Raw genomic sequence first — 14,937 nt, forward strand, 5'->3', positions numbered from 1 at the left:
CGCACCCTTGGTAAGGGTGAGGTCCCCAGTTCGACTCTGGGTATCAGCACCACTTTTTAGGTTAAAGTTCGGCACGTTGTAAAGAATTTGCCTGGCGACAATAGCGCGGCGGTCCCACCTGACCCCATGCCGAACTCAGAAGTGAAACGTCGTAGCGCCGATGGTAGTGTGGGGTCTCCCCATGTGAGAGTAGGGAATCGCCAGGCATCAAATAAAGCAGAAGGCCCAGTCGAAAGACTGGGCCTTCTGCTTTTGTGTTATCTGTCGATAAGCAGTCCTGCCGCCAGGGGGAAACCCGTCAAAGCCGATTTGCGCGTAATGCAGCAAGGGACAGTGAGTTTGTTTGTTCGGTTGTCATGTGGATGATGCGCAGAAGAGCAGATACAGGTTCGACGCTAGCCCCTGTATCTGCTGGTCGGGGGAGAATTAGCGGGTCAGCGCGACGATCCCTAACGTGAGGCCGGCTACCGCGGCGGCGCCCCCGGCGATCGCGCCTGCGGTGTCCCAGTTGTCTTCTGTTGTGCCTTTCATACAGGTATTGGTGTGGACTAAGCGGCCTTGCGAGTCATACACCGGTACGCAGGGAGAGTCATGGGCACAGCCTGCCAGCAGAGAGGCCAGCAGCGCCACGATTAAATACTTTTTCATGATATTACCTCTGGATAATCCGCAGGGTTGTACTGAGAGCCAGTGCAGAACGGAATGGCTTATTTTATCACCGCGGATTGTCCGGCCCGGATGCCGAAATCATCTCAATATATGAGCCACGTAAATATCGTGAAGATAAGCAGGGGAATATGCAGAAAAGATGGAGAGAACGATCGTATCCCATCGCTGCCGCGCGCGATAGCGGTTGTCAGATAGCGGTAAGCTGTAGTGGTTGCTCATATACCAGGCGAAAAAAAAGCGCCCGCAGGGGCGCTTTTAATACCAGGCCGGGTTATTCAGCGTGCCGGGTAAAACGTCGTCTGACGACCACAAAGAAGACCGGAACAAAGAAGATCGCCAGCAGTGTCGCGGTTAGCATCCCGCCCATGACACCGGTACCCACCGCATTCTGCGCCCCGCTGCCGGCACCATGGCTAATCACCAGCGGCATGACCCCGAGAATAAAAGCCAGAGAGGTCATCAGAATGGGTCGCAGGCGCATCCGCGATGCCTCCAGGGTTGCTTCAATGATCCCTTTCCCTTCTTTCTCCATCAGATCCTTGGCGAATTCGACGATCAGGATCGCGTTCTTCGCCGACAAACCGATCGTGGTCAGAAGGCCTACCTGGAAGTAAACGTCATTATTCAGCCCACGCAGCGTGGCGGCTAACAGCGCGCCGATCACACCCAGCGGAACCACTAGCATGACTGAGAACGGAATCGACCAGCTCTCATACAGCGCCGCCAGGCACAGGAAGACGACAATCAGCGAGATGGCATAGAGCGCGGGAGCCTGGTTGCCGGAAAGGCGTTCCTGGTAAGACATCCCGGTCCAGTCGTAACCAATACCGCTCGGCAGTTTACTGGCCAGCGCTTCCATCAGCGCCATGGCTTCCCCGGTACTCTTGCCCGGCGAGGCTTCACCGAGGATCTCCATGGAGGGTAAACCGTTGTAGCGTTCCAGACGCGGCGAGCCATATATCCAGCGCGAAGTGACGAAGGCGGAGAACGGAACCATTTCGCCATTGGCGCTACGAACATACATATTGTTAATGTCGCTCGGCAGCATACGGAAATGGGCATCAGCCTGGACGTACACTTTCTTGACGCGACCACGGTCAATAAAGTCATTGACGTAGTACCCGCCCAGCGCAGCGGATATCGTTTCATTGATATCGGAGAGCGATACGCCCAGCGCCTGCGCTTTTTCCTGGTCGACATCCAGTTTGAACTGCGGCGTATCTTCCAGCCCATTAGGCCGTACCCGTACCAGCTGATCCGGATGCTGTTTCACCATGCCCAGCAGTTGATTGCGCGCCTGCGTCAGGGCAGTATGGCCTAGCCCGCCCTGGTCGATCAGCTCAAAGTCGAAGCCGGTGGCGGTACCCAGCTCAATAATGGCAGGCATGTTGAACGGGAAAACCATGGCGTCTTTGATCTGGCTGAAGGCCACGGTGGCTCGCTTGATGATGGACTCCACGCTGTTTTTATCACCGCTGCGTGCTTCCCATGGTTTCAGGCTGACAAACGCCATGCCGGAGTTTTGTCCCTGGCCGCTGAAGCTGAAGCCGTTAACGGTAAAGACGCTTTCGACGTTAGCCTTCTCGTTATGCAGATAGTAGTCGGTCACGGTATCCAGCACTTTCTGTGTCCGCTCCTGGGTAGCGCCGGAAGGCAGCTGGATCATGGTCAGGAAGACCCCCTGGTCTTCATCGGGTAGAAAGGATGTCGGAAGACGCATAAACAGCACGGCCATTCCCACGACGATCAGCAGATAGATCACCAGGTAACGGCCGGTTCCACGCAAAATACCGCTGACGCTGTTGGTGTAGTGGTTAACGCTCTGGTCAAAACGGGCGTTAAACCAGCCGAAAAATCCTTTTTTCTCATGGTGTTCAGCTGAGGCTGGCTTCAACAACGTGGCGCAGAGCGCTGGCGTCAGCACCAGGGCAACCAGCACGGAGAGCGCCATGGCGGAAACGATGGTGATCGAAAACTGGCGATAAATCGCGCCGGTGGAACCGCCGAAGAAGGCCATCGGCACGAAAACCGCAGAGAGCACCATGGCGATACCCACCAGCGCCCCCTGGATCTGCGACATCGACTTTTCCGTCGCTTCTTTTGGCGAGAGCTTCTCCTCAACCATCACACGTTCGACGTTTTCCACCACCACAATGGCGTCATCGACCAGCAGACCTATCGCCAGCACCATACCAAACATCGTCAGGGTGTTGATGGAGTAGCCAAACATCGACAGGACCGCGAAGGTACCCAACAGCACGACGGGCACGGCAATGGTCGGAATGAGCGTAGCGCGCATGTTCTGCAGGAACAGATACATGACAAGGAAGACGAGAATAATCGCTTCAAAGAGCGTTTTGACCACTTCGTGAATAGAGATTTTGACGAAAGGGGTCGTATCGTACGGATAGACCACCTTCATTCCCTGGGGGAAGTAAGGCTGCAGTTCGGCCAGCTTCGCTTTAATCGCGGTGGCAGTATCCAGCGCGTTGGCGCCGGTCGCGAGCTTAATACCCAGACCAGAGGCGGGCTTGCCGTTAATTCTGGCGACGACATTGTAGTTCTCTCCGCCCAGCTCAACGCGGGCGACATCTTTCAAATGGACGACAGAACCATCGGCATTGACCCGCAGCGTGACCTTGCCAAACTCCTGCGGATCTTTAAGCCGCGTCTGGGCAATGATCGACGCGTTCAACTGCTGGCCTTTCAGCGCTGGCGTACCGCCCAGCTGGCCGGCGGCGATCTGATCGTTCTGAACCTGCAGCGCATTGATGACGTCCACCGGCGTCAGGTTGTATTTGTTCAGCAGGTTGCCATCCAGCCAGATGCGCATGGCGTACTGCGCGCCGAACAGCTGTACATCGCCCACACCGTTGAGTCGGCTGATGGGATCTTTAACATTAGAGGCGACATAGTCGGAAATATCATCCTGGGTGGTGACCGGGTTATCAGAGATAAAGCCGGCCACCAGCAGGAAGCTGCTGCTGGACTTCTCTACGCTAATTCCCTGCTGCTGGACTTCCTGAGGCAGCAGCGGGGTGGCCAGCTGCAGTTTGTTTTGCACCTGCACCTGGGCGATATCCGGATCGGTGCCGGACTTAAAGGTAAGCGTGATGGTTACTGAGCCGGCGGAATCGCTGGTCGACGACATATACATCAAGTTGTCGATACCGTTCATGTTCTGCTCAATAACCTGAGTGACCGTGTCCTGCACGGTCTGAGCATCCGCACCGGGATAGGTGGCGGAGATCGCCACCGCAGGGGGCGCAATCGTCGGATACTGCGCTATCGGCAGCTGGAGAATGGCCAGACCGCCGGCAATCATCATGATGATGGCCAGCACCCAGGCAAAGACCGGTCGATGGATAAAAAAATTAGACATGGCTGGGTATCCTTATTGCGCGACCGGTGCCGCACGCTCCACTTCTGCTTTAACGGTGACGCCCGGACGGACTTTCTGTAAGCCGCTGACAATCACCTTATCGCCCGGCTTCAGCCCGCTGGTGATAAGCCACTTATCGCCCACGGCCTGGGAAGCCACCACTTGACGGGTCTCAACCTGATTTTTGTCATTCACCAGCATGACGGAGGCATCGCCCCGCGGCGTTCGAGTCACCCCCTGCTGCGGCACCAGGATGGCCTGCGGATCGGTGCCTTCATCGATGCGGGCGCGGACGAACATCCCCGGCAGCAGGACATGCTGCGGGTTAGGGAAGATAGCGCGCAGGGTAATTGAACCTGTACTTTCATCGACAGTGACGTCGGAGAACTGCAGCGAACCCTTAAGCGGATAGGCCTGGCCGTTCTCCATCAGCGGTTCAACGCTTTTGGTGTCGCCGCCGCGTTGCAGGCTTTCCTGCTTAAGGCGCATGAAGTCATTGCTGGATTCCGTCACGTCGACGTAGATCGGATCGAGCTGCTGGACGGTGGCCAGGGCATCCGACTGACCGTTGGTAACCAATGCCCCCTCGGTGACGCTCGATTTACCGATGCGTCCGCTAATGGGAGAGGTCACTTTGGTGTAGGCCAGGTTGATGCGGGCGCTTTCCACGGAGGCTTTGGTTGCGATGACGTCGGCATCGGCCTGGCGGGCGGTGGCTACCGCCTGATCGTATTCCTGTTGACTGATATACTGGGTACCCAGCAGCGGAACGTAGCGTTTCACCGTCAAGTGGGCGATGGCGGCTGCGGCTTCGGCTTTTGCTTCATCGCCCTTGGCGCTGTTCCACGCCGCCTGGTAGGTTGCCGGATCGATCTGATAGAGCGACTGGCCTGCTTCGACATCGCTTCCTTCAACAAAGTTACGCTTCAGGATAATACCGCTTACCTGAGGGCGGACTTCCGCCACGCGAAAAGCTGAAGTTCGGCCTGGCAGTTCGGTGGTGACCGACAGCGGCGCGCTGTTCACGACATGGACCGTCACCTGCGGCGCTTGGGCATGGGGTTGCGGATTGTCCGAATTATCGCAGCCGGTAAGCAATAAGGCCGAGATAATTAAACCGGATAAAAGTGTCACTCTGGCGTGAGTAGTCATGGCGGTTCCTTATAGATTACGTGCCAAATTCGGCGGCGAATCTGTGAAAGAAAGAGGGAATTAAAAAGCAGTTTGCCATCCTACAAATAAACGCCGCTGGATGTAAGGGATAGTTATTTTGGGACAATCAGCAAGGCACGCAAAAACAAAAAAGCGCGCAGCCTTTTTATTCTGTTTACCTTAATTGTAAATCTTAATAAATAGACATCAATTCCGTGAATGAGTTATTTATTAATATTGATTTGGGTAATTTATTTGACGATGGCGTCAGAATTAACTTGTCTGCATTTTTGCTAAAAAATATTCCATGACAAATGTTAGGTTAAGCGATCTTCAGAAAATCCTAAATATCCTGTCCGGCGGGAAGGGGGCTTGTATGGCAAGAAAAACGAAAGAAGAGGCGCTACGCACGCGGCAGCTCCTGATTGAGTCCGCGATCCAGCAGTTCGCTCTGCGGGGGGTGACCAACACGACCCTGACGGATATTGCTGATGCGGCGGGAGTGACCCGCGGCGCCGTCTACTGGCATTTTGCCAGTAAGACCGAGCTGTTTAATGAAATGTGGCAGCAGCAGCCACCGCTCAGGGATTTGATTCAGCATAGCCTCGCAACAGAGAATGAACAGGAGCCTTTAAATGCATTGCGCGAGCGGTTTATTACCGGGCTCCGCTATATTGCTGCGAATCCTCGCCAGCGCGCGCTGATGCAAATTCTTTATCAGCGCTGCGAGTTTGCCAATGATATGCTTTCGGAAAATGAAATTCGCCAGCGCATTGGCTTTAATTATTCGCTCATCGGCGGCATGCTGCAGTGCTGTGTGCGTAACAATATATTGCCAGCCGAAACAAATATTGAAGTGATATTAATTGTTTTACACAGCGCCTTTTCCGGACTAATTAAAAACTGGCTGCTCGATCCGCAACGCGTCGATCTTTATCAGCAGGCGCCTGCGCTGGTGGATAATATTATGGCGGTAGTCTGTGCTGCTCGTGTATCGGAGACGCCGGTACTGCGGGCGGTGAATCAGTAATGTGTCCCGCTGCCGCAGGTAATAAAAAAGGCGCTTCCCCATGCCGAAGAGCGCCTTTTATATCAAGCAAGCAACTGACTAGTATCAGTTCATGCCGTATTTTTTCAGTTTTTTACGCAGCGTACCGCGGTTGATGCCCATCATCAGGGCAGCGCGGGTCTGGTTACCACGGGTGTATTGCATCACCATGTCCAACAGGGGCTGTTCAACTTCAGCCAGTACCAGCTCATACAGGTCATTCACATCCTGACCGTTCAGTTGAGCAAAATAGTTCTTCAGTGCCTGTTTAACCGAGTCACGCAGGGGCTTTTGAGTTACCTGATCCTGAGAGTTAACGGTAGAAACGGTCAGTACGTCAGAATTTACGCGTTGTTCGAACATAGTTCTGTCAGCTCTTTATTTCTATTACGCAAAATTTTCGAAGTATGCCTCCAACGCCTCCAGCTGTTCGCTGGCATCCTCAATGGCGTTGAATGTGCGCCGAAACTGGTCATCTGGAGCATGTTCCTGAAGATACCAGGAGACGTGTTTACGCGCGATTCGGTACCCTTTTGCCTGACCATAAAAGTCATGCAATTCCCGAACGTGCGCACAAAGCAAGCGCTTGACCTCTGCCAGCGGCAGCGGGGGCAGCAGCTCTCCAGTGTCCAGATAATGCTGGATTTCCCGAAAGATCCAGGGTCTTCCCTGAGCTGCACGGCCTATCATCAGGGCATCAGCCCCTGTATAGTCGAGCACAGCTCTGGCTTTAAGCGGGTCAGTAATGTCGCCATTCGCGATAATCGGAATGGAAACTTTCTGCTTAACTGCCCGAATACTGTCGTACTCAGCGTCTCCGTTAAACAAGCAGGCGCGGGTGCGTCCGTGAATAGTCAGAGCCTGAATGCCACACTCTTCGGCCAGTTGGGCAATCTCTACGCAGTTACGGTGTTCCGGTTCCCAACCGGTGCGAATCTTGAGAGTCACAGGAACGTCCACCGCATTCACGACCGCCGTCAGGATCGACTTCACCTGGTCGGGGTACTGCAAGAGGGCTGAACCTGCAAGCTTGCGATTCACCTTTTTCGCCGGGCATCCCATATTGATATCAATAATCTGGGCGCCGCTTTCCACGTTAATCCGCGCGGCGGCAGCCATCTCTTCCGGCACGCTACCGGCGATTTGCACGGTACGAATACCGGGCTCATCAATATGCACCATCCGTAAACGGGACTTGTCGCTCTCCCACACCTGTGGGTTAGAGGACATCATCTCGGAAACGGTTAAACCCGCTCCCATCTCGTAGCACAGCGTCCGGAATGGTCTGTCAGTAATGCCAGCCATGGGCGCTGCGATCAGGCGATTTCTGAGCTGGTGGTGTCCGATGCGCATGAGTTAAGAAATGACCATACTGTGACTGCAAGGCGGCGTATATTACGCATTTTTTGCACGAGATGAAAGGCCAAACTTTGAGCAATCCTCTGTTGCAGATCAATGAATCCGGGACTAACGTAAAAGGAATGAATAAATACTTATATTAATCATTGATTTAATGGCTGATGGATAATTTGTGTCCATTTATAAAATCATAAAACTTCTCTATTTTTCTTAGACAAACTCGCTACCAGGCGATATAAAACGCTGTTTTTATAGCCAAAAAAGTGCTCTGTAGTGCGATCTGCCTCTCATTTCCTGGCATTATTTGGTGGCTACTGGAAACAAAAATGCGGCCCACAGGCCGCATTGCGCTTAGTTTTTCCGGCCGGTGATCCGGCACCACTCCTCTTTCTCGACCACCGGGTCAAGGGTGAAGAGATCGGCGTAGGCTTCACAGACGCTCTCCGCCTGGCTGGCAAGGATGCCGGAAAGTCCCAGCAAACCGCCTGAAACGGGCAGGACGCTGATTAACGGCGCCAGCTCACGTAACGGGCCAGCCAGGATATTGGCGACCACGACGTCGGCTTTCATCGACTCCGGCTGGTCCTGAGGAAGATAGAGCTCCAGACGCTCAGAGACGCCGTTACGCTGCGCGTTATCGCGGCTGGCCTGAATAGCCTGCGGGTCGATATCAATGCCGATCGCTTTTGCGGCCCCCAGCTTCAGCGCGGCAATCGCCAGGATGCCGGAACCGCAGCCAAAATCAATGACCGTTTTTCCGTTGAGGTCGAGTCCATCGAGCCACTGCAGGCACAGGGATGTCGTCGGGTGCGTGCCGGTACCGAAGGCCAGACCCGGATCGAGCATCACGTTGACGGCATTTTCATCCGGAACGTCGCGCCAGCTCGGGCAGATCCACAGCCGCTCACCGAAACGCATCGGATGGAAGTTATCCATCCATTCCCGCTCCCAGTCTTTATCTTCCAGCTGCTCGATCTTATGCGCGAAGCCGGCGCCCAGCAGCGGGTGCTGCTCCAGTTGGGCAACGACCGCTTTCATATCGGTTTCGGCCTCGAACAGGCCGATCACGTCGGTATCGCCCCACAGCCGGGTTTCCCCGGGCAACGGCTCAAATACCGGCGTATCGTGCGTATCCTGGAAGGTGATCGAGACCGATCCGGCCTCCATCAGCGCATCGCTAAGATCTTCAGCGTTCGCGCCGGTGGTATTTAGTTTCAGTTGGATCCATGGCATAGCAAAACTCTTTATTTATCAGTAGTCAAAATAGGTGGCTGTGGTGCGGGACGGCCGAAACGGTTCCCTGCCACAAACGCCAGTAAACTCAGCAGCAGCGCGGGAACGATCGGGTGGAAGCCGAGAAACTGCATTTTCAGCGTGGCAAGTACGGCATACAGCACGCCGCCCACGATCATCGCGCTCAGCGCGCCAGCCGCGTTAGCACGTTCCCAATACAGGCCCAGTACCAGCGGCCACAGGAAGACGGCTTCCAGGCCGCCGAAGGCCAGCAGATTCAGCCAGATAATCATCTCCGGCGGTCGCCAGGCCGCGAGCAGCAGCAGAACACCCAACAGGAGCGTGATGCCGGCGGACATGCGTTTTAGCCGCTTTTCGTTAGTCGCCTGATCCGGACGCCAGTTCAGATACAGATCCTTGATGATCGTAGCGGAACTTTGCAGAAGCTGGGCATTGATCGTCGACATAATCGCCGCCATCGGCGCGGCCAGAAAGATCCCTGCCGCAAAGGGCGGGAGCACTTTGACCATCAGCGTCGGGATCACCAGATCCGGTACGGTTAAGTCGGGGATCACCGCCCGCCCTAACGCGCCGGCCAGGTGCATGCCAAACATCAGGATCGCCACTACGATAGTGCCGATAATGATGCCGCGATGCACGGCTTTGCTGTCTTTGTAGGAGATACAGCGTACGGCGGTATGCGGCAGGCCAATGACGCCGAAGCAGACCAGCACCCAAAACGAGGCCATAAAGGTTGGCGAGAGGATATCTTCCGCCCCCTGCGGGGACACCAGCTTGACGTCGATCGACTGCAGGGTCTCTACCGCATGGCTAATCCCGCCGGCGGCGTGGATCACCCCCACCAGCAGCACGATCGTGCCGATCAGCATCACCATGCCCTGCATGGTGTCGTTGAGCACGCTGGCGCGAAAGCCGCCATAGGCGGTATACAGCGCGATGCTGATGCCGAAGATCAGCAGACCGGTATCGTAGGGAATACCCGCAGCCGTCTCCAGCAGGCGGGCGCCGCCAATAAACTGGACGGTCATGGCGCCAACGAAGGCTACCAGCAGGCTCAGGCTGGCCAGCCAGACCAGCAGACGGCTCTGGTAGCGCGCAAACAGCATGTCATTGAGGGTGACGGCATTGTAACGACGCGCAAGGATGGCGAATTTTTTTCCCAGTACGCCCAGCGACAGCCAGATGGCGGGGAGCTGGATCATCGCCAGCAGCACCCAGCCCAGGCCGTATTTATAGGCGGCGCCGGGTCCGCCGATAAATGAGCTGGCGCTGATATAGGTGGCGGTTAGCGTCATGGCCAGCACGAAGCCGCCCATCGAGCGGCTGCCGAGAAAGTACTCATTAAGAAAGCTTCCTGAGGCGCGTTTTCTCATGGCGTAAAGGGATAAGCCGAACACCACCACCAGATAGGCGATCAGGGGAATAATGACCTCAAACTGCATCATCGTCCTCCAGAGGAATGTCGCGGAAAACCAGTTTGACCATCGCCCAGCACAGCAGAATAAACAGCAGCGGAACCAGCAGGCAGGCCATTTCAAACCAGTGGGGCAGGCCGGTAAAACCGATAGCCACCCCCGGCAGATAGGCGGCGGCCAGCCAGGCGGCAAGATAGAGAAGGGTCAGCCACAGCGCCCAGCGCGCTTCTTTGTGGGCCTGAACAAAGCGTTTGTCCATTTTTTGTCCCTTGAGGATAAAGAAAGCGGGGATTGTACCGCATGGTATAGATGAGGAGAGAGAAAAAGAAAAAAGGCCGGAAAATCCGGCCTTTTGCTGAGAGAGCAGAATTATTTTTCCTGCAAGCCGAGTTTTTTCTCCAGATAGTGGATGTTGGTGCCACCATGCTGGAAGTTCTCGTCGCTCATAATGCGCATCTGCAGATCGACGTTGGTCTTGATGCCATCGATGATCAGCTCCTGCAGCGCATTCTTCATGCGGGCAATCGCCACGTCACGGCTTTCGCCGTAGCAGATCAGTTTGCCGATCATGGAGTCATAGTACGGCGGTACGGTGTAGCCGGCGTAAATATGGGACTCCCAGCGCACGCCAAAGCCGCCCGGCGCGTGGAAACGGGTAATTTTACCCGGGCTCGGCAGGAAGGTGTTCGGGTCTTCGGCGTTGATACGGCATTCCACCGCATGGCCGCGAACCACCACTTCATCCTGCTTGATGGACAGCGGCTGGCCGGCTGCGATACGCAGCTGCTCTTTGATCAGGTCAACGCCGGTGATCATTTCAGTTACCGGATGCTCTACCTGGATACGGGTGTTCATTTCAATGAAGTAGAACTCGCCGTTTTCGAACAGGAACTCAAAGGTACCCGCCCCGCGGTAGCCGATATCGACACAGGCTTTCGCGCAACGCTCGCCGATGTAGCGACGCAGTTCCGGAGTGATGCCCGGCGCCGGCGCTTCTTCGACCACTTTCTGGTGACGACGCTGCATGGAGCAGTCACGTTCAGCCAGATAGATAGCGTTGCCCTGACCGTCCGCCAGTACCTGAATTTCAATATGACGTGGATTTTCCAGGTATTTCTCCATGTAGACCATATCGTTGTTGAAAGCCGCTTTGGCTTCCGCTTTGGTCATGGAGATGGACTGGGCCAGTTCAGCGTCGCTGCGCACAACGCGCATACCGCGACCGCCGCCGCCGCCGGAGGCCTTGATGATCACCGGATAGCCGATGCGTTTTGCATGGGCGCGGTTAGCGTCCATGTCGTCGGTCAGCGGGCCGTCAGAACCGGGTACGGTCGGGACGCCGGCTTTTTTCATGGCGGTGATCGCGGACACTTTGTCGCCCATCAGGCGGATAGTGTCGGCTTTCGGGCCGATGAAGATAAAGCCGGAGCGCTCAACCTGCTCAGCAAAGTTGGCGTTCTCGGAGAGGAAGCCATACCCCGGGTGAATCGCTACCGCGCCGGTGATCTCAGCGGCGCTGATGATAGCCGGGATGTTCAGATAGCTTTTTACGGACGGAGCCGGACCGATACAGACCGTCTCATCCGCTAACAATACGTGTTTTAGATCGCGATCCGCGGTGGAATGCACAGCAACGGTCTTGATGCCCAGTTCTTTACAGGCACGCAGGATGCGCAGTGCGATCTCGCCACGGTTAGCGATGACAATTTTATCCAGCATGTTCGCCTCGTTACTCGATAACTACCAGCGGCTCGTCGAATTCTACCGGTTGGCCGCTTTCGATCAGAATGGCTTTCACCACGCCGGCTTTGTCGGCTTCGATCTGGTTCATCATTTTCATCGCTTCGACGATGCACAGGGTGTCGCCCACGTTAACTTTCTGGCCAACTTCCACAAACGCTTTCGCGTCCGGGCTTGGCGTACGATAGAAAGTACCAACCATCGGGGAACGTACGATGTGACCACTGATTTCCGCTTTTGCCGGCGCTTCTGCTGCTGCAGCTGGCGCGGCAGCCGCGGCGGCAGGTGCCTGAGGCTGCATCATCGGCGCAGCATAAGCCTGCTGCATAACCGGATAGCTTGCGGCCGGTGCAGAGCGGCTGATGCGAACAGACTCTTCGCCTTCAGAAATTTCCAGTTCGGAGATACCTGATTCTTCAACCAGCTCGATCAGTTTTTTAATCTTACGAATATCCATGAGTGGGTTCCGTACTCTTTGTTTAGTGTGATTGTGACAGGCGTTTTACCGCCGTCTGTAAAGCGTATGAATAGCCGTCCGCCCCCAGTCCGCAGATGACGCCAGCGGCGACATCTGACAGATACGAATGCTGGCGGAAGGGTTCGCGTGCATGCACATTGCTCAGGTGAATCTCGATAAACGGGATGTTCACGGCAAGCAAAGCGTCACGGATTGCTACGCTGGTATGCGTGAACGCGGCCGGATTAATCAGGATATAGTCCACGTTGTCTTTAGCCTGATGAATTCGGTCGATTAACGCATGCTCCGCGTTGGACTGCAGGTGATCCAGGCTCACATTCAGCGCCGCCGCTTCAGATGTTAAATGGTTAACAATCTCCGCCAGCGTGAGCGGACCATACTTCTCAGGCTCGCGGGTACCGAGCATGTTAATGTTTGGACCATTCAAAAGCAAAATGTGAAACTTCTTTGCCATCGTGTGGCGATCTCCTGCCATTTTCGGGTAAAAAACAACATATACCTTCAATGCGCCCTTGTCACCTTTTCAGGGTCAGAAAACCCCGTCAGGAAAGCCAAAGTCGCACATTATAACGATTTCGTAGCAATTGGCAGCTAAATACTGGTCTTATCAGGGAAGATTATCAACCGCTATCTTAAAAAGAGTCGCGGTTGATAAAGGATCTGCGGGAAACTGCACATTACGGGATTCAGCGCCACCACTGGCGGAACTTCTTGTAACGCCATGCCAGCAGCGCCACTGCCAGCAGGGCATAAATGATGGGCTGCGGCGAGAGGATCTTCACTGACCACAGGTAGTGAATCGGCGCGAGGATCGCCACCAGATAGACGAAGTTGTGTAAAAGTTGCCAGCGGCGGCCCAGTTTTCGCTGCATCGCCTGCGTCGACGTCACCGCCAGCGCCAGCAGGATCGCCCAGCTGACCATGCCTAACGTCAGATAGGGGCGGTTGATAATCTCCGAGCCCAGCAGCGCCAGATTGTTAATGCCCAGCTCCAGCAGGGTATAGCTGGTCAGGTGCAGCGTCGCCCAGGCGAAACACCATAAACCTAACAGGCGACGAACGCGAATCAATAATGGTTGTTTCGCATAGCGCGCCAGCGGGGAGACCAGCAGCGTCGCCAGCAGAAACTTCAGCGCCATCCTGCCGGTAAAATGCTGGATATCCTTGGCCGGATCGGCGCTAAAGTAGCCCTGATGTCCGGCCCAGAATAGCCAGACCAGCGGCAAAAAACCCGCCAGATGAAGTAAAACCTTCAGCCAGGCGATCTGTTTGACGGTGAAACGCACTAGAAGTTCTCCCGCAGATTCATGCCGCGATACAACGACGCCACCTCGTCGGCATAGCCGTTAAACAGCAGGGTTGGCTGACGCTTGACATCGAGTACGCCGCCAGCGCCGATAAACCGCTCGCTGGCCTGCGACCAGCGGGGGTGATCGACGTGCGGATTGACGTTGGCGAAGAAGCCGTATTCGTCCGGTGCCGCCAGGTTCCAGGTGGTCGGCGGCCGCTCGCGGGTCAGTTCAATGCTGACGATGGATTTAATGCCTTTGAAACCGTACTTCCACGGCACAGTAAGGCGGACCGGCGCGCCATTTTGCGGCGGCAGCGCTTTGCCATACACCCCGACGGTGAGCAGCGTCAGCGGATGCATCGCTTCATCCAGCCGCAGCCCCTCCACGTAAGGGTAAGCCAGTCCCCCGCCGATAAACCGATCTTTCTGCCCGGGCATTTGATCCGGAGCATAGAGGGTTTTGAAGGCCACATAGCGCGCATTGCTGGTGGGCTCCACCAGCGCCAACAGCTTATGCAGCGGGAAGCCGACCCAGGGGACCACCATCGACCAGGCTTCCACGCAGCGCATACGATAAATACGCTCTTCCAGCGGGAAGCGTTTGGTCAGATCGTCATGGTCGAGAGTCAGCGGCTTCGCCACCTCACCGCCGATGGTCAATGTCCAGGGATCGGTGCGCAGGCTACCCGCGTTCGCCGCCGGATCGGCTTTATCGAGGCCGAATTCATAAAAGTTATTGTAGCCGGAGACTTTATCTTCCGGGGTAAGCGTCAGCTTAGCCTGCCATTCAGCGGGTTTAGCAAAGTCCAGGGCTTTGCCTGCCGGGGCTGGCGGACGGTCATGGCCTTTAAACCAGTCCAGCAGGTCGGCCTGCGCGGCGGCGGGAAGCGAAAGGGCGGTCGCGCTGATGCCCAGCATTTTCAGCACCTGGCGCCGCTGGAGCATAAAAACGGATTCGGCCGTGACGTCGGCTTCCGTCAATTTTTTTCTTTTCATGGTGTCCTCCGTCATGCGTTTCCTTAAGCATGACGGAGGCGGCGATGAATCGCGAATATGTCACGAAAAATTGCACATTAGGAGCATGAGCCGCCGCCGAAGCAGGGGCGCGGTCGTCCAGGAATCATCGGAAAGTGGCGCAAGACGTTTCCT

13 protein-coding genes, 1 rRNA gene and 1 pseudogene are annotated in these 14,937 nt (G+C 55.6%); 2 read left to right on the forward strand and 13 right to left on the reverse strand.

The annotated features are described in order from the left end of the window. Positions 1 to 90: 90 nt before the first annotated feature. Positions 91 to 206 (forward strand): 5S ribosomal RNA (gene rrf / locus ABLX76_RS19085). Between the two features lie 220 nt (positions 207 to 426). Here the strand turns inward: rrf and ABLX76_RS19090 are convergent. From ABLX76_RS19090 to ABLX76_RS19100, 3 genes are all read right to left on the reverse strand, one after another. Further along, complete coding sequence (locus ABLX76_RS19090; protein WP_004206262.1) at positions 427 to 648, reverse strand: membrane protein; 222 nt, start codon at positions 646 to 648, stop codon at positions 427 to 429. Between the two features lie 292 nt (positions 649 to 940). Continuing rightward, positions 941 to 4,051: an efflux RND transporter permease subunit gene (locus tag ABLX76_RS19095; RefSeq protein WP_348875086.1), complete on the reverse strand. Its 3,111-nt coding sequence runs from the start codon at positions 4,049 to 4,051 to the stop codon at positions 941 to 943. A 12-nt stretch (positions 4,052 to 4,063) separates the two neighbouring features. Further along, complete coding sequence (locus tag ABLX76_RS19100) at positions 4,064 to 5,203, reverse strand: efflux RND transporter periplasmic adaptor subunit (protein ID WP_348875087.1); 1,140 nt, start codon at positions 5,201 to 5,203, stop codon at positions 4,064 to 4,066. Positions 5,204 to 5,579: 376 nt separating this feature from the next. Between ABLX76_RS19100 and envR the strand changes: the two genes are divergently transcribed. Further along, complete coding sequence (gene envR, locus ABLX76_RS19105; RefSeq protein WP_023291162.1) at positions 5,580 to 6,233, forward strand: acrEF/envCD operon transcriptional regulator; 654 nt, start codon at positions 5,580 to 5,582, stop codon at positions 6,231 to 6,233. Positions 6,234 to 6,317: 84 nt separating this feature from the next. Here envR and fis read toward each other — a convergent pair whose 3' ends face one another. The 10 genes and pseudogenes from fis to msrP form a co-directional block, all read right to left on the reverse strand. Continuing rightward, positions 6,318 to 6,614 (reverse strand): DNA-binding transcriptional regulator Fis, encoded by a 297-nt coding sequence (fis, locus tag ABLX76_RS19110; protein ID WP_000462905.1) that lies wholly within the window; start codon positions 6,612 to 6,614, stop codon positions 6,318 to 6,320. After that, positions 6,596 to 7,604 (reverse strand): annotated as a pseudogene (dusB, locus tag ABLX76_RS19115) (tRNA dihydrouridine synthase DusB). Before dusB ends, fis begins: the two are co-directional and overlap by 19 nt. A 357-nt stretch (positions 7,605 to 7,961) precedes the next feature. After that, a complete protein-coding gene (prmA, locus tag ABLX76_RS19120; RefSeq protein ID WP_348875089.1) occupies positions 7,962 to 8,843 on the reverse strand; it encodes a 50S ribosomal protein L11 methyltransferase in 882 nt (293 codons plus the stop codon). Between the two features lie 11 nt (positions 8,844 to 8,854). Continuing rightward, entirely contained in the window at positions 8,855 to 10,306 is a 1,452-nt protein-coding gene (panF, locus tag ABLX76_RS19125) for a sodium/pantothenate symporter (protein WP_086075700.1), read from the reverse strand. Next, on the reverse strand, positions 10,296 to 10,538 hold the full coding sequence (locus ABLX76_RS19130) for a DUF997 family protein (protein ID WP_004206253.1): 243 nt from the start codon (positions 10,536 to 10,538) through the stop codon (positions 10,296 to 10,298). Before ABLX76_RS19130 ends, panF begins: the two co-directional genes overlap by 11 nt. Before the next feature lie 110 nt (positions 10,539 to 10,648). Next, positions 10,649 to 11,998 carry an acetyl-CoA carboxylase biotin carboxylase subunit gene (gene accC, locus ABLX76_RS19135; protein ID WP_004174096.1) on the reverse strand — a complete coding sequence of 450 codons (1,350 nt, stop codon included), beginning with the start codon at positions 11,996 to 11,998 and terminating at the stop codon, positions 10,649 to 10,651. Positions 11,999 to 12,008: 10 nt separating this feature from the next. Continuing rightward, a complete protein-coding gene (gene accB, locus ABLX76_RS19140; RefSeq protein WP_004206250.1) occupies positions 12,009 to 12,476 on the reverse strand; it encodes an acetyl-CoA carboxylase biotin carboxyl carrier protein in 468 nt (155 codons plus the stop codon). Positions 12,477 to 12,498: 22 nt separating this feature from the next. Then, on the reverse strand, positions 12,499 to 12,951 hold the full coding sequence (gene aroQ, locus ABLX76_RS19145) for a type II 3-dehydroquinate dehydratase (protein WP_023291159.1): 453 nt from the start codon (positions 12,949 to 12,951) through the stop codon (positions 12,499 to 12,501). Positions 12,952 to 13,183: 232 nt separating this feature from the next. Beyond that, entirely contained in the window at positions 13,184 to 13,783 is a 600-nt protein-coding gene (msrQ, locus tag ABLX76_RS19150) for a protein-methionine-sulfoxide reductase heme-binding subunit MsrQ (RefSeq protein WP_023291158.1), read from the reverse strand. Next, positions 13,783 to 14,784: a protein-methionine-sulfoxide reductase catalytic subunit MsrP gene (gene msrP / locus ABLX76_RS19155; RefSeq protein WP_032454192.1), complete on the reverse strand. Its 1,002-nt coding sequence runs from the start codon at positions 14,782 to 14,784 to the stop codon at positions 13,783 to 13,785. Before msrP ends, msrQ begins: the two co-directional genes overlap by 1 nt. Positions 14,785 to 14,937 lie beyond the last annotated feature (153 nt).

This window comes from Klebsiella sp. JB_Kp004 (assembly GCF_040065795.1).
In the GTDB taxonomy this organism is placed as follows: domain Bacteria; phylum Pseudomonadota; class Gammaproteobacteria; order Enterobacterales; family Enterobacteriaceae; genus Klebsiella; species Klebsiella quasipneumoniae.